Consider the following 15,544-nt stretch of genomic DNA (forward strand, 5'->3'; position numbering starts at 1 on the left):
AAGATGGCTACCCGGCGAAGCGCCAGTAGCCATCCTACAAGTTTCCAAGGGAATCGATTGGTAGCTAACGAGGCCGTCTCGGTGGCAGCTCTTCGGCAAGATGCTCCGTCATCTTCCCTTTGCTAGGGCGATAGGTCGCATCTTTAGCTACCGCTGGATGCGGATTGCGTTTGACGGCTGGCTCCAGTGCTCCGACCTCCTCAGGCGAGATAATCATCTGCCAATAGATTTCGGTCCCCCGCGGAATCTCGGCCAGGCTCAGCACCGTGATCTGCGGGAAGTGAGGCGACAATATCTGCCACAAGCGCGTTCGTAGTTCGGAGGAAACGATCACGGCAACAGGACGCTGCTGATCATCCAAGCGACCGAACGATTCCCGCAGCACATCGACCAGACGTTCCATCCAGCCGCGAACTTGCCGGCCAGCTTCTTCGTCGCTCATCTGTAACAGCGGTTTTTCCAGTTCGCGATCGAGACCCACCGCGTGGACTTTACCGTCGGCGTCGATGTAACGCTGCACCAACTGTCGCCCCAGTCTTACGCGGACCATGGCCACCAAAGACTCGATCTCTTGATTGCGATGTCCGTGCAGTGCCAAAATCTCGACGATGCGGGAGAAGTTCTTGATCGACTCCCCTTCTTCTAAAAGCCGACGCAAAACAGCGTGCAGCATGGACACTGTCATCGGGCTGGAGCGGATTTCCTCGAACTCGCCCGGTGAGCGATCACGGAGGCGTTCAAGCATTTCCCGCACATCGCCGAGCGTCAAAATCTCGTGGGCATGCCGGCGCAGTGTTTCCTGCAGGTGGGTAATGATCAGCATGGCTGGATCGATGACCAGGTACCCCAGCTGCTCGGCCTCTTGCTGTTGGCTCTCTTGAATCCAGATGCCAGGGCCACCGAATGTTGGATCGATTCCGCGAACGCCGTCCAGCGTTCCACTGGAGGTTCCCATGTCGAGGGCCAAGTATTGCCCGGGACCGAGACGCCCTCGTGCGACTTCATACTGATCGATCAGTACGCGGTATTCCTGATCGCCCAGATCGAGCGAGTCTCGCAGCCGCAGCCGTGGAATAACGATCCCCAGCGCATCGGCCAAATGGCAACGAATCGCGGAGGTTCGTTGCATGATATCGGTCGACTCGGGATGGACCAATTTGACCAACTTTTGTCCCATTTCCAGGGTTAAGCGGTCGATCTCCAGAAACGCTTCCCACGGTTCCTGCCCGTCAAGTTCGGCCTGGGGGGGATCGTTTTCCACGATCTGTCCCGGCCCTTCCGAGTGGAATTCTGGTAGCACAGGAAGGTCCATCAGTTCGTCATCTCCGCAGCGAATCGCCACGATGTGATGAAAGTGAACCAATGCTTCTGAGCCATCAGGTGTGGTCCCCTCTTCGGTAAAATCCGTTACCGAGCTAGACCACGGAGCATCCTCCGACTCTTGCGAAGTCGAGGCGTTTATAAGACGGACGCAATCTTCGTAAACTGCGGCCAGTTCTCCACGTAGGCGTACGTGGCCAAATGTCGATACATAAACTTCCCTGCCGATGTAACGAGCCAGAATCGACGCATAATCCATTGAGAACCTTTCGTCTCAAGAGTGTGCACGACTTGGATCTCGCAACTATCCGCGAAACCGCTTCCATGTATGGTCGATTGTAGGCATTGCCCCCGATAAGCGGCAACTCAAAGAACAGAGTTTTTCGATCTTTGTGATGTCCACCTGGGCAGACTTTCCCGAGAGGCAAAGTTCTCGCGAAGGTTCCGCAAAGTTTCTTCTAAGGAGAACTTGCGCTCTCGGAGCAATAGTTCTAAGTGCTAAAACGGTCCGAACCAGAGAAACTCGAATCGGTCCATATCGGTATAATTAACAGAAGCACGGAAACACTCCGAGGTGGCCATTTCCTGCAACCCGCCTATTTCCCCGAAAATTGCATCGAAGGGAAAAAGCGGGGTTTCCGCAGGCTGACACCTCGGTCACAATCCAGCTTAGCAATGGACTGTGACCATCAGGGAACGCACTGTTGCCCTTCGACTCGGCATTTCATTTCTCGCGTGCCCATGGTCCCGTGCAAACGGAGAACGCATGATTAGTCAGTCGGTGCAGACTCAGTTAAAGCTTTTCGTTCTCGACACCAACGTTATCTTGCACGACGCAAGATCCTTCCAAAACTTCGAGGAACATGACGTCGCGTTGCCGATCACTGTCCTCGAAGAACTGGACAGGTTCAAAAAAGGTAACGAGGACATCAACTTCCAGGCCCGCGAATTTCTTCGCCAAATCGACCAGATGACCGGAGACTTGCTCTCCGCGGAAGGGGCGAATCTTGGGGAGGACCAAGGCCGGCTCCGGGTGGTAATCACCAACGAGCTAGACGCCCGGCTCCACCAGGTCTTCCTGAACGACTCGCCTGATAATCGAATCCTCAACACGGCCCTGCATCTTCAACATTATGTGAAAGATCGCAGGGTCATTCTCATTACCAAGGACGTAAACCTTCGGATGAAGGCGAAAAGTCTTGGCCTTCAGTCGCAAGACTACATCAACGACAAAATCGAAAGCTTCGACAGTCTTTATTCAGGACGTCGAATCCTCGAGAACATCACCACCGAACAGATCGATCGCTTCTACCAAGATTCCGGCAACGTCCAGCTGGAAGACTTTCCCGAAGTCGAAGCGCCGATCGCCAACGAAAACTTCGTGCTGCGAAACGGTTCGAAGTCGGTGCTTGCCACCTTCAATCAGGAAGAGCAAATCCTGCGAAGGATCGAGAAGTACAGCCCTTACGGCATCAAGCCACGCAACGCGGAACAAGTCTTCGCGATCAAAGCGTTGATGGACGACAACATCAAGTTGGTCACGTTGGCCGGCAAAGCAGGTACCGGGAAAACGCTGCTGGCGTTGTCATCGGCATTGGCTTGCTCGTCTGCATATCGACAGATCTTGCTTGCTCGTCCGGTCGTTCCGCTTTCCAATCGAGACCTCGGTTACTTGCCAGGTGACATCTCCGCGAAGATGGATCCTTACATGCAACCGTTGTTCGATAACCTCTCGGTGATTCGGCATCAGTTCAACGATACCGACAAAGAGGCCCAGCGGATCAACCGCATGCTCGAGCAGGAAAAGCTGGTCATCACGCCGCTGGCTTACATTCGTGGTCGTAGTTTGCAGCGGATGTATATGATTGTTGACGAAGCTCAGAACCTGACTCCGCACGAGGTGAAAACGATCATCACCCGGGCCGGCGAAGGAACCAAGATCGTCTTTACCGGCGACATCAACCAGATCGACCATCCTTATCTGGATAGTCTTTCCAACGGTTTGTCGACCATGATCAACCGGATGAAAGGGCAAGACTTGTACGCCCACATCTCGCTCGAGAAAGGCGAACGCTCCGAACTCGCCGACATCGCCAGCGAACTCCTGTAAGTACCTTCATGAACCACGAAGTTCAGCAAATGCCCACGCTTGCCGTGGGCATTTTTCGTGGCGTGATAGAGAAACTGCTTTTCTTCTCGTCGTCGGTATGACAAAGTAAGGGCGTTACCTGCCTCCCTTCCTCCTGCCAGAGATCTCGCCGATGACGACGCTTCGTGTGCTATTCGTGCTTTTGGTTCTTTCCACCATCGCCTCTACGGCAACGGCTCAACAAGCTCCTGACTTAAACAACGTCAGTGTCAACTTCCAGCTTCTCGGAATGAAGGTTGTTCCCGCTCAGATGCACGATGCGACCACGCCGGAGCAGCACGAAGCGTGGCGGAAAAAGATGCATGCCACGGTCGTCGAACTGTTGGGAGAAATGCCGGATCCGATCCCGTTGGAAGTGACATGGGAGGAAGAGAAGAAATTCGACAAGTTCACGCGCCACAAAATCTACGTTCGTGGCGAATTGAACTATCGAATCCCCGTCTATTACTTTGTGCCGCACGACTTGAACAAGAAAACTCCGGCAATCGTCTGCCTGCATGGGCACAGCGGCATCGATCCTTATATTCGCTTGAACGAAACGCCGGCACAAAAAAAGAAGACCGACGAGCACGCACTCGATTACGCCGTTTACATGGCCGAGCATGGTTACATTACCGCGGCAATTGTCGTGCGGGGTTGGAACGAAACAGCCGGGCGGCAAGATTACGGGATCAAGTCTCCGCGTCGTAGTTGTCACGAGACGACGATGAACGCGTTTCTGATGGGCATGACCCCGCAAGGAATTCGCTGCTGGGATGCCATGCGGGTGATCGACTTTCTGGAAACGCAAGATCAAGTCGATCCACAACGCATCGGTGTTTGCGGCCTATCGGGAGGTGGTACGCTAACGATGTACCTGCCGATCTTGGACGATCGTGTCAAGCTCGCGATGATCGCAGGGGCTTTCTCCGAGTACCGAACATCGATCTACGCCATCCATCACTGCATCTGCAACACGTTGCCTGGCATCATGCGCGAAGGCGAGATGGCTGATGTCGTTGCGTTGCACGCCCCGCGCCCGGTCTTGCTGATCAATGGCATCGACGATCGTATTTTCCCAATCGACGGAGCAAGGAAAGAGTATGCCCGACTCAAAAAGGTGTACGAGCTGTTAGGTTGCCCCGAAAACGTCGATGCCGATTTCTTTGAAGGTGGCCATGCCTGGTCCAACAACAAGACGTTGGCTTTCCTGAAGCAACATTTCGGCGAATGAAACGATGTTAACTTCCATCTGGTTTCGTTAAATCCACACTTGGACTTGGCGGCACACGGAACGCTTTGGGAGGCATCGGTTTGTGCGGATCGAACGGCGGCACGTCCGTTCGCAGATGCGTCGCCAATTCCGGTACGTTGTCACGAATGCCTTCTGCTACGCAGTTGGCCAACAGGTAACTGCCGTAGGCATTGTGGTGCGTGCCGTCTTGAAACGCCGCTCCGAGTTGGTCTCCCAGGGCCTTGTACAACGTAACACTCGTTGTCTGCAGATCGATCAACGCCACGTCTTTCGCTTTGGCTACGTCTCGAACGGCATCGGGGTAGCCTTGCAGGGTTAGTTGTTTGACGCCAGCTTTTCGTTCCATCGAGGTGATCAGCACCGGAGTCGCTCCTCGGGAACGGACATCCTCCACAAGTTGTTCGTAGTTCATCTTGTACTTGGCCAACGCGTCAGGTGCTTTGTCCTTCATGTCGTTGTGCCCAAACTGAACGAGCACGTAATCGCCAGGCTTGAGTGACGTCAGGACCTTCTTCACACGTCGGGCCCGGAGCGAGCCCTTGATCGATTCTCCTGACTCCGCATGATTGGCAACCGCAACCTCCGGTCCGAAAAATCGGGGTAGCATCTGTCCCCAACTGTTCCATGGCTCTCGCGGTTGATCGGTGACGGTCGAATCGCCCAACAGATAGATGGTCGTTGCCTCTGGAACCGCTTCTATTTCAATCGCGTTAATCGATGGCGACTTGCCACTGAATTCGAGCGTTAGTTTATCGTCCCAGTGAAGCACGCCCTGCTCGCGCGTTTTCAATCCGACATGGTCGCCGTCCGGCAGAGCTGGAGTGCGTATGTTAACGGTAAATGCTCGCTGCTCGAATTCGCCTGGCCGCGTGGCCACTTCGGTGAGCATCAAGCGGCGCGACTCTGCTTTGACCCAAGTCGATGTTGCGTTCTCGGCATCGCCGAAAGTTACCGTCACGCGGTAATTTCCTTCCGGTAGCTTCGCCGAGAAAAAGAACGGTTCGTCGCTCGTCATCGCATCGCTGCGGACGTCATTGTTGTCTTCTCGTTCGATCGACCGGGGCGACGTATTTAGATCGAACCCAAACTGCTGTTCGTCGGAGTAGATACTCTTACTTCCCACAGGAACATAGCCATCGCCTGCAGGGCCATCGCCTAGGTCGAACTTCCAGGGCCCGCTCGGTTTGTCGGCATGCACGTTCGGACTCAGCAGCAGAAACGTCAGCAGCGGCAGCACACAATAGAACAGTTTAGAAGCCGACCGGAAGAACATAGGGGCACGCATCATGGAGGTTGTCTGACAGGAACGGTGAAAAGTGTCATCTTTTACCTCCAGAATACTTGTCGAGCCCACCAAGTGCACATCAGCGTTGTCGCAAAACAAGGGTGTGTGGCAGTGCTAAGGCTGGTCTGATAAACAGTGATTGCTGGAAATGACGAGTTGATTCGATCTCGCTGGCTTGCAAAAATTGACGCAAAGCGAGTCGATTCTTTCTTCCGCGAATTGAAAATGCCTGACGTCCGTCTGTCGGGGCAATGGTCAATCGGATGACAACGCGGCTAACGTCGTTTACGCTAGAACGTCCACCTTTCCCCTTGCCCTTCCATCAAGAGCTTCTCATGCACAAGCTGTTTTCTCTTTCGATCGCTGTAGTTGCCCTACTGCTGGTTTCCACGAATTGCCTCGCTCAAGAGCGACTTCCCAATCTGGTCGTCATCATGGCGGACGATCTCGGCATAGAAGGGGTCGGGTGCTACGGAGGAAAGTCGTACGAAACGCCCAATCTCGATGCGTTGGCCCAAGGTGGCTTGCAGTTCACGCATTGCTTCGCCAATCCGGTTTGCTCGCCGACACGGGCCCAGATGCTCACCGGGCGATATCCGTTTCGCAACGGCATTCCTCGTATTATTTACCTGCCGGATCAGCATCGCGAATTCCTCGACCCTGCCAAGGAAACAAGCTTCGCCACGCAGCTTAAGCAAAAAGGGTACGCTACGGCGATGGCCGGGAAGTGGCAGCTGTCGTTTCTGAACGAGCGCGATTTGTTGGCCGGTCATGGCTTCGACGAGTCGCAGATGTGGCAGATCTTCCATAACGGCGAAAAGACCTCGCGTTATGCAAACCCGACCATGCGTCAAAACGGCAAAGTACTGCAGAAAGAACTGCATGGCGGCTACGGACCAGAAGCAAATGTCGAGTTTCTGATCGACTTCATGCGACGGCATAAGGACCAGCCGTTTCTGGTTTACTATACGGCATTATTGCCACATTACCCTTGGGAGCCGACCCCCAACAGCGACGAACCATTGAAGGCAGCCAACGGCGATGGTGATAAGCGGTACATGAAAGACATGGTCGAGTATCTTGACTTTCAGGTCGGCCAAATCGTCGCGGCACTCGACGCAATGAAGCTTCGCGACAACACCCTCATCTTGTTCACCGGCGACAACGGATGCGACCGACGCATCACGTCAAACTGGTCCGATGGAAACGTCTCGCGAAACGTTCACGGCGGCAAAGGGACGATGACCGATCGCGGAATCAGGGTCCCTCTCATCGCCAACTGGCCCGGCACGATCAAGCCGAATCAGGTCAACAACGACTTGATCGATCTTTCTGACTTGATGCCGACAATGCTGGAGCTTGCCGACGCTCCTCAACCGAAGCAATATCTCGACGGCCGCAGCTTTGCCCCGCAACTGCTGGGCAAAGAAGGAGCCAAGCGAGACTGGATTTACGCTCACTACGGCAACAAACGCTTGGTTCGCAATCGAGACTATTTCCTGCTCAACGGAACGACGCTTCGTCCCGTGGTCGACTTTGGTTTGCCACCAGGGAAGTCGCTCAAAGAGAACCTCTCTCCAGAACAGCAGCAAGCCAAGCAGCAGCTTGAAGCTGTCTACGCCGAACTGGACAACGCCGAGAAATAGACCAGGACCGGCTCACTAAAGTGCGAGACTGGCGATCTAACTAGCTAACGCGTCCCCTGCGAAGGACGCGTTTCCCAGCCGTCGACGGTCAGTTCGCTATAAACGCCGCAATCAAATTTCAGCGGCTTTTCGAGTCCGACTTTTGCGTCGGTCTTGCGGTTTTCGTAGCGGTCGGTGTCGCTCACGTTGGTCAGCCGATTGTTGGTAATCGACATCGCGTAGCTTTCTTCGTTTCTGAGCAACGGCCGGGCTTCTCCTTCACACTCGATCACATTGTCGCGGATGGCGATCGTCTTAAAGTCGCATTCGCGATTCAGCCCAAACAAACCTTCCGTGCGAGGCGTTTTTGTGGTGCTGGTGCGGATGTGATTATTCCGCACCGTCAAATGGTTGTATGGTTCGTTAATCCAAATCACACCACGGCCAGGGTTGCTGATCAAATTGTTGTGGAAAACGGCGGGGCCTGAAGCGGGCGCTTTGCCAAAACCAGAGATCAGGTTTCCGTGATCTTTCTCGGTGTCGAAGTCGAATCGGTTGTGATCGATCTCCACGCCATTGCGAACGAACTCAATCGAGTAGCTGTCGCGCAGATAGTTGTGATGGATATGAAACGTCCGCCCACTTTCCGGAACAGGTCCGCCGGCATGCTTGGGGATCGAGAGTGTTCCGTGACAAATGTTGTGGTCGATTTCGACGTCCTCATCATTTTCAAAAGGGAACTCCATCGAGAAGTTGACTTCGATCGTGTTGTGATGAACCCGGCATCGTTTTCCTTGACGACATTTGATGCCGTAAAACTCTTTTTCTTTTGCCATCTGCGTCCGCGTGAATCGGTTATGAGCGATCTCGCTATCTTTCATCCAGATCGCGAAGATCGCTCCACCGGTGATACCTCCGCGTGTGCCAGGCTGGCCTCGTTCCCAGCGGCCGCCGGCGTCGATGAATTCGCAGTCATGAATCTTGGCTCGCTGCATGGCGAATGTACGAATACCGCTCCACAGGAAATCTTCGATACGCAGGTGATGCAAATGCAAGTCTTCGTTGCCATAACCAAAGATGGCCCCATGCAACTGCGGGCCACGCAAAGTCATGTTGGCAATCGTCACGCCGGCCGCTTTATCTTGCAGGCGAAAAAGATAAGCCTGGGTATCCATGCCGTTTGTTTTCATCTCTGGGTCGGGAAGCGTCTTCGTCGAAGGCTTCCAGCGATCGACGTGCGTGATAACGGTCTTACCGATTCCGGCACCTTGTAGGGTCATTCCCGATTTCGGTTCGAGGGGACCTGCCAGTTCAAACGTGCCAGGGCCGATCGTAATCGTCGCTCCTTCTTCGCCTTCTTGCACCGCTTGAACGAGTGCTTCAACGGTAGTGATCGGCTCGGCGAGAGAAGAAGCGGCAAACAGCAACACGAATAGCATTGAGAACGCAGGCGTTTTCATTGTGGGAAAATCCCTGTCGGAAAGGAGGTGAAGAGGCAAGTAGGGCAGGCAGGTGTCGCCACGCAATCCAACAAAACGCGAGCGACCCGAGGAGCTTCGGGGCAGGGTCGGTTAGTTCATCTTGCCACGCCGCAACATGGAAAGCCAGCTTTGGGCCACTTTTACCGAAAAAGCAATAAAAGCGGCACGATTGTCGCCACGAGTCCCACCGCAAACAGAAGCGACACGATCCAGAAGTTCATGTGCATGGTGGCGCGAATCGCTTCTGGCGTTTGTTCCGCGCCCAAGCGTTCGGTCAGATTCGCGTCGTCTAAATCTTGTTTCACGCGAAGCCAGCGAAACCAACGGCATCCGCGGCACCAACCGAGGACATACTTATGCTTCGATTTGGCCCCAATGCGGACTCCTCCAGCTTTGGCGAGCGGAACGCTGCGACCGCACTGCGTGCAAAAGATCCGCCATCCAGGCGCATAGCCCGGCAGAAACTGCTGAAACGGTTGGGCCACATCTTCATATTGCTCGGCAACTTCTTCCGGCGTGCCATACTTGGCGGAGAACTGCTCGAGAAGCTGTTCATCGGAAAGCTCTGGTTGCGTCTCACGCAGCTTGCGGTGCTGTTCCTGCAGATGCGAACGAACGGTCGCCAACGCGTCCTCCGGCACAACGCCTGACTTTGACTTCAAGCAGCGTTCAAGCCGCGACAAGTATTCTGTCACAGGAGAAGGAAGCGTTTGAACCATGACATGCCCCGCAAACTAAAACCCTTCACCAAAGTTGTCGTAAGTGACCCGCCGAAAAAGTGTTCGTCTCAGCTACTCGATTCTTGGGAAATACTCACCGGAATAATCTCGAGCGTGGCCAACTGCTGGGCCAGACGATCACACATGCCCGGCTCCGTCGATTGAAGGATGACAAGCCGCTCGACCGTGTCTGCTTCGCGAAGAAGGACGGCAAGTTCCGACATCTGCCGTTCGCGCATCAAGGCGTTTCGAGTTGTCGTATGTTGAACTTCAATGCCGATCACGCTCGACCGAGAAACGGTACGCATGTAGGTGGGAAGTTGGAAATTGTCCAGCGACAGGTCGACCACAAGCCTTGGGCCGCGCAGCCAGGCGATGCCCAGCTTCCACAGCATGACGCCGTTACAAATCAGGCACATGGCAACAGCCAATGCGGCCGCGAAGAGAGGCATCGACCAGCGTGTTTCATCTCGTCCGCAAAACAGGATCGGGAGGCTCCATGTGGCACAAAAAAGCGTGAAGCAAAGATCGAAGCCGAGCATGTGCCGCCATGGAATCGGCCGCGGCACAATGGCGGCTTGATCGTGATCGACCGTGACATGCCACGGTTCGGAATCGACGTGGACGGACTTCTCGACAATGGCCAGCTTCGTGGCGTGGGGAACGGCGGTCAACATGATTCGGTTTCCTCGGTAGACCTGCGAAACCATTATCAGGGGGAGTTCGACGGTCTGCAAACAGAAACCACGCGCACGTCGCACCTACGACGACGACGATGTCAACTTCGCCGAGAAATGCCGAAACGAGACGCTTGATTCGGACGTTTGCCAATTCCGCTGAACCTCGGAAAGGACTACAATCGAGGTCTTGTCGTAGAAAATACCCCACCACTTGATCGATTTCGCAAGGACGTCGCCATGCACAAGTATGTGTTCATGGGCGTACAGGGTTCCGGGAAAGGGACCCAGGCCAAACTGTTGGAACAGCATCTCGACCTGACGCATATCGGTGTTGGGGACATTCTGCGGTGGAATATCAAAAACCACACCAAGCTGGCCGCGAAGATCAAGCGTATTCTCAATGCGGGGAAGTTGGTCGATGACGAAATCGTCGAAGAGATCGTCCAGCGTCGCCTCCAAGAGCATGACTGGAACTTTGGTTTCATTCTGGATGGCTTTCCTCGCAACGCCAATCAGGCCGGGTTCTTCCTGGAAAGCTACGACATCGACGCGGTTGTTCATATTGTCGTGCCGGACGAAGTGATCAAGAAGCGTGTCCTTGCACGCCGCTTGTGCGAAGACTGCGGCGTCGACTTCAACGTGATCGATCACCGTCCGAAGATCGAAGGTCGCTGCGATATCTGTGGCGGCAAGCTGATTCGCCGGCAAGACGACACCGAAGAAGTTCTCGCCAATCGATTGGCCGAATACCACGAAAAGACCAAGCCGGTGCTGGAAATCTTCCGCCGCAAAGAACTTGTCGTCGAAGTCGACGGAACCCAGCCGGTCGACTCGGTCCAGAACGAAATCCGTAGGGCGTTGGATATCGTCTAGGCTGCCCCCTCTTGTGGGGTTGGCCAGCGGTGGTCAAAATCCTTTCCCGCTGCTGAACCTTGTCCTGAATCGCATGTCTGGCAGAGAGTGTGAAGTTTCAACACTCCGCCGGAGGCGTCCTGTGGAGGGCACTAGGGCGCAATCATAGGATTAGGGTATAATGCGAGTTTCCACCCCACACCCCGAGTCTGTCAGTAAGATACCCATGTCCGCGAAAGTCTATATCAACGGGAAGTTTTTCGCTCCGAACGAAGCGATGATCAGCGTTTTCGATCATGGACTTTTGTACGGCGACGGGGTGTTTGAGGGGCTGAGAATCTATAACGGGAAAATCTTCCGCCTAGAACAGCATATTCGCCGTCTTTATGATTCGGCCAAGGCGATCTGTCTGAAGATCCCGATGAGCGTCGAAGAGATGACGACCGCTTGTCTCGAGACGGTCAAGCAAAGCGAATTCACTGACGGATACATTCGCCTGGTGATTACCCGCGGTGCCGGTACGCTGGGGCTTGGACCTGAACGGACGCACGATCCCCAGGTCATCATCATTGTCGACAAGATCAAGCTCTACCCCCAAGAGTTCTACGACAACGGTTTGGCGATCATCACCGCGGCCACTATCCGCAACCATCCTGCGGCCCTTTCGCCACGGATCAAGTCGCTGAACTACCTGAACAACATCATGGCGAAGATCGAAGCCAGCAATGCTGGTTGTTTGGAAGCATTGATGTTGAATCATAAGGGGGAAGTGTCGGAGTGTACCGCCGACAATATCTTCATTGTCCGCGACGGCAACTTGCTGACCCCGCCGACCGACGCTGGCATTCTGGAAGGTGTCACGCGGGAAGTGGTGCTGGAATTGGCCAAAGCAGCGGGCATTCCAACGTTCGAGAAGACCCTGACGCGGCACGATGTCTACGTCGCCGATGAATGCTTCATGACAGGGACCGCTGCGGAAGTGATCGGCGTGGTGAAAGTGGACGACCGAGAAATCGGCGACGGCAAGCCAGGCCCCATCACCAAGAAGCTAAAGCAGCTCTTCGTCGAGCACACGACCGGCTAAATCAGCCCGCCACGTAGGGTGCGTCTCGACGCACCGAACCCTGGAAAAGTCCTGCCATTGGTTCCTTTTGCCAATGGCTTCTAGGATTGATGCGTGTTGAAAATCGTCAGGTAATGCGTGGTGCGATGAAACACACCCTACCTGATAGAAGATGGCCTGTTTGCTGGGGATGCATTAAATCTTACGCCGCTTCCCCTTCGCGGAGGTCGCTTGTGGCGGTTGTTTTCTCTGGGGCGGAATCGATCGTGGCTTGTAGCTTGTTGATCTCATTTTCCATGTTCGAGATCTCACGCTGCTTCTCTCTGATGAGTTGCCGAAGCGTTTCGATCTTTGCTTCCGGCGAGACGCGTGCGAGTCGGCTGATCACATCCATCGCCAGCAGTCCACGCCATACGCGTAACGCCAATCCACGCATTCGGTAGACCCGCGTCGCCCTGGTGACTTGCTGGAGCCGCAAAATCTGCGTCATGCGGAACACACGGAGGAATGCGATCAGCGGCAGACAGATGATCAGCAGATCGACCCAGTGCTTTTTCAGGTAATCGATCTTCTTATGAACGATAGAGAACATCACGATGAATTCCATCGTGAATGCCAGCCAGGTAATACTGAAGCCCGTTTCGACCACTAGCTGCAGCCAAGGGTTGGCTTCCATTTGCCGCGTCCAGATGAAATCAATCGCCAGCAGCGGCAAGATGGCCACCGCGACAATAATCATCGGCACGCTCAAATCACGCTCGACTTCTTCGTGCAGATCTTCATCGATATGCCGCCAACCGAGGATCGGCAGCCACATGCGTGTGCCGGTGTCCATGTCACGTCGGGCCAACCGCAGCGGTGGCAAGAGGCACGCATACAGCGTTTGCCATTTGCGTGGGCTATCGATCGAAAAATGCCACGCCGCTTCCAGCCAGAAGATGGGATACATCGCGAAGGTAAGCCAGAGAAACGCGTTGACGAGCGCCTCCGATTGGTTCGCCTCACTGGCCATGAAAAACTGCACCGTCAGCGCGAAGAACGACAGCATCGCCACAGTCGCCACAAACATGGGGACGGCGAGAAATTCGTCGCTTTTTCGCGTGATGCTGTTCAATTCCGTGAAACTCTTACGCTGGGCATCCAGACCGGATAGGGTTGAGGGGGCGTTTGTCTCGCAATAGGGCGGCTACGTCAACAGCAGCTGAGCACCCATGACAAACGGACCAAGCATCGTTTATTCTATCGAGTTGGAAAGAAACATGAAAATCGTCGGCATTTACGGCGAAATCCTCGATAAGTGATAGCACGCAACGATGAATTACTGGTTAATGAAAACAGAGCCAGAGTCGTACTCGATCGACGATCTGGCCAAAGAAAAGAAGAAAACCACCTTTTGGTCCGGCGTCCGCAACTATCAGGCTCGCAACTTCATGCGCGATGACATGAAGAAGGGAGACCTGGTGCTCTTCTACCACTCCAACGCCAAGCCCCCATCGATTGTCGGAGTGGCCGAGGTGGTCAAAGAAAGCTACCCCGACTTCACCTCGTGGGACGAGAACGACCACCACTACGACCCCAAAAGCACGCCAGAGAACCCACGCTGGTTCATGGTCGACATCAAGCTGAAAAAGAAGTTCCCCGAAGCGTTGGGCCGAGATCAACTGACCGGCGTCAAAGCCTTGGCCGATATGGAACTGATGCGCAAAGGCTCTCGCCTGTCGGTCCAGCCAGTGAAAAAGAAAGAATTCGACGCCATCCTGAAACTGGCCAGCGTGACGTTGTAGAAGCAACGTACGCTCAAGGGACAACGGCTTGAGTTCTTTTGTTTCGCCAAGTCGGACAATCTCTTAGCCCTGAAAGGGCGATCGATAATAGCCAGGGGCGTAAGCCCCTGGAAAACGGTGAAATAGAAAGTGAGCCCTGAAGGGGCGACAGAAAGTAGGAAGAGGCGAAGCCCAATTGAAGTCACTTCGGCAAGTTAAGCGAACGTGAGGGCCTCGATTCGGCTTCGCCTCCCCGGTTTGCAAGCAAACCGGGCCACCCAAATAGCTCGCTTCGGTGTATAAGATCCCGAAGAGGTCGTAGCGAGTCTGGCTCTTTTCTACGAAACCTTAACCTCGTTGGTGAGCTCTTTTCCCGCTCCAAACTCTTTCAAGTTCTGTACCGTCACTTCTGCGATCGCTTCCAGGGCGTTTTGGGTGAAGAAGCCTTGGTGACCGGTGACGAGCACGTTCGGGAATGTCATCAGTCGGGCAAAGACGTCGTCTTGGATCACCGTTTCCGACTTGTCCTCGAAGAACAGTTCGGCTTCTTCCTCGTAGACATCAATTCCCAGCGAGCCGATTTGGCCTGATTTGAGCCCGCCGATCGCTGCGACCGTATCGATCAAGCCGCCGCGGCTGGTGTTGACGATCATTGCCCCTGGTTTCAGCTTGGCAATGGCGTCGTCGCCGATCAAATGTTTCGTGGCCGGCAGCAAGGGACAATGCAGCGAAATAATGTCCGACTTGGCCAGCAGTTCATCCAGTGGAACATAGTGGACGCCCAGCTTGGTGCATTCTTCTGCTTCGTGGATGTCGTAGGCCAGCAGATCGCACCCGAATCCATGCATGATTTTGGCGAACAGCTGGCCGATCTTCCCAGTACCGATCACGCCGACCGTCTTGCCATTCAAGTCGAAGCCAAGCAGCCCTCCGAGCGAGAAATCCCCTTCACGGACACGGTTGTACGCCTTGTGGTATTTGCGGTTGAGCGTCAGGATTAAACCAGCCGCATGCTCGGCGACCGCATAAGGGCTGTAAGCCGGTACCCTGGCGACTTGTATGCCGAGCTCGTCCGCTTTCGGCAAGTCGACGTTGTTGTACCCGGCACATCGCATGGCGATTAGTTTCGTCTTTCCTTCGGCCAGCCTGGTAAGGACGCCGTCCGAGATTTCATCGTTCACGAAACAACAGATCGCTTCGAAAGGATGAGCCAGTGGTGCCGTCGTTGCGGTCAATCGTGGCTCGATGAAGTGCCACTGAATGTCACTCCCTTCGGCGGCCGCTTCCAGGAATTGACGGTCGTACGATTTCGTTCCAAAGACAGCAACTTCCACAGCTTCCCTTTCGGTATTTCCATTCCTGTCCCCTCGCCC

At 54.6% G+C, this 15,544-nt stretch carries 13 protein-coding genes; 6 read left to right on the forward strand and 7 right to left on the reverse strand.

Annotated features, from left to right (window positions below):
* Positions 1–64: 64 nt before the first annotated feature.
* Positions 65–1,579 carry an FHIPEP family type III secretion protein gene (locus LA756_RS20790; protein WP_224436644.1) on the reverse strand — a complete coding sequence of 505 codons (1,515 nt, stop codon included), beginning with the start codon at positions 1,577–1,579 and terminating at the stop codon, positions 65–67.
* Positions 1,580–2,086: 507 nt separating this feature from the next.
* On the opposite strand from LA756_RS20790, the gene LA756_RS20795 reads away from it, so the two are divergent.
* The gene (locus LA756_RS20795) at positions 2,087–3,430 is read left to right on the forward strand and encodes a PhoH family protein (RefSeq protein ID WP_224436645.1); all 1,344 of its coding nucleotides are present in this window, start codon (positions 2,087–2,089) and stop codon (positions 3,428–3,430) included.
* A gap of 151 nt (positions 3,431–3,581) precedes the next feature.
* Positions 3,582–4,682, forward strand: coding sequence for a S9 family peptidase (locus LA756_RS20800; protein WP_224436646.1), 1,101 nt, complete (start codon positions 3,582–3,584; stop codon positions 4,680–4,682).
* A 7-nt stretch (positions 4,683–4,689) separates the two neighbouring features.
* On the opposite strand, the gene LA756_RS20805 is transcribed toward LA756_RS20800, so the two are convergent.
* On the reverse strand, positions 4,690–5,991 hold the full coding sequence (locus tag LA756_RS20805; RefSeq protein ID WP_224436647.1) for a rhamnogalacturonan acetylesterase: 1,302 nt from the start codon (positions 5,989–5,991) through the stop codon (positions 4,690–4,692).
* 332 nt (positions 5,992–6,323) lie between these two features.
* On the opposite strand from LA756_RS20805, the gene LA756_RS20810 reads away from it, so the two are divergent.
* Positions 6,324–7,634 carry a sulfatase-like hydrolase/transferase gene (locus tag LA756_RS20810; RefSeq protein ID WP_224436648.1) on the forward strand — a complete coding sequence of 437 codons (1,311 nt, stop codon included), beginning with the start codon at positions 6,324–6,326 and terminating at the stop codon, positions 7,632–7,634.
* Positions 7,635–7,678: 44 nt separating this feature from the next.
* Here the strand turns inward: LA756_RS20810 and LA756_RS20815 are convergent, their stop codons facing one another.
* The 3 genes from LA756_RS20815 to LA756_RS20825 form a co-directional block, all read right to left on the reverse strand.
* Entirely contained in the window at positions 7,679–9,073 is a 1,395-nt protein-coding gene (locus tag LA756_RS20815; protein ID WP_224436649.1) for a right-handed parallel beta-helix repeat-containing protein, read from the reverse strand.
* A gap of 161 nt (positions 9,074–9,234) precedes the next feature.
* Positions 9,235–9,813, reverse strand: coding sequence for a hypothetical protein (locus LA756_RS20820; RefSeq protein WP_224436650.1), 579 nt, complete (start codon positions 9,811–9,813; stop codon positions 9,235–9,237).
* A 68-nt stretch (positions 9,814–9,881) separates the two neighbouring features.
* Positions 9,882–10,490: a hypothetical protein gene (locus LA756_RS20825; RefSeq protein WP_224436651.1), complete on the reverse strand. Its 609-nt coding sequence runs from the start codon at positions 10,488–10,490 to the stop codon at positions 9,882–9,884.
* Between the two features lie 240 nt (positions 10,491–10,730).
* On the opposite strand from LA756_RS20825, the gene LA756_RS20830 reads away from it, so the two are divergent.
* Together LA756_RS20830 and ilvE are read left to right on the forward strand one after the other, a co-directional pair.
* Positions 10,731–11,366, forward strand: a complete 636-nt coding sequence (locus LA756_RS20830; RefSeq protein WP_224436652.1) for a nucleoside monophosphate kinase — start codon at positions 10,731–10,733, stop codon at positions 11,364–11,366.
* Between the two features lie 205 nt (positions 11,367–11,571).
* Complete coding sequence (gene ilvE, locus LA756_RS20835; RefSeq protein ID WP_224440417.1) at positions 11,572–12,429, forward strand: branched-chain-amino-acid transaminase; 858 nt, start codon at positions 11,572–11,574, stop codon at positions 12,427–12,429.
* Between the two features lie 181 nt (positions 12,430–12,610).
* Here ilvE and LA756_RS20840 read toward each other — a convergent pair whose 3' ends face one another.
* Positions 12,611–13,522 (reverse strand): hypothetical protein, encoded by a 912-nt coding sequence (locus tag LA756_RS20840; protein WP_224436653.1) that lies wholly within the window; start codon positions 13,520–13,522, stop codon positions 12,611–12,613.
* Positions 13,523–13,721: 199 nt separating this feature from the next.
* Between LA756_RS20840 and LA756_RS20845 the strand changes: the two genes are divergently transcribed.
* A complete protein-coding gene (locus LA756_RS20845; RefSeq protein WP_224436654.1) occupies positions 13,722–14,192 on the forward strand; it encodes an EVE domain-containing protein in 471 nt (156 codons plus the stop codon).
* 317 nt (positions 14,193–14,509) lie between these two features.
* Here the strand turns inward: LA756_RS20845 and LA756_RS20850 are convergent, their stop codons facing one another.
* Positions 14,510–15,505, reverse strand: a complete 996-nt coding sequence (locus LA756_RS20850) for a 2-hydroxyacid dehydrogenase (protein ID WP_224436655.1) — start codon at positions 15,503–15,505, stop codon at positions 14,510–14,512.
* Positions 15,506–15,544 lie beyond the last annotated feature (39 nt).

This window comes from Bremerella sp. TYQ1, from assembly GCF_020150455.1.
In the GTDB taxonomy this organism is placed as follows: domain Bacteria; phylum Planctomycetota; class Planctomycetia; order Pirellulales; family Pirellulaceae; genus Bremerella; species Bremerella volcania_A.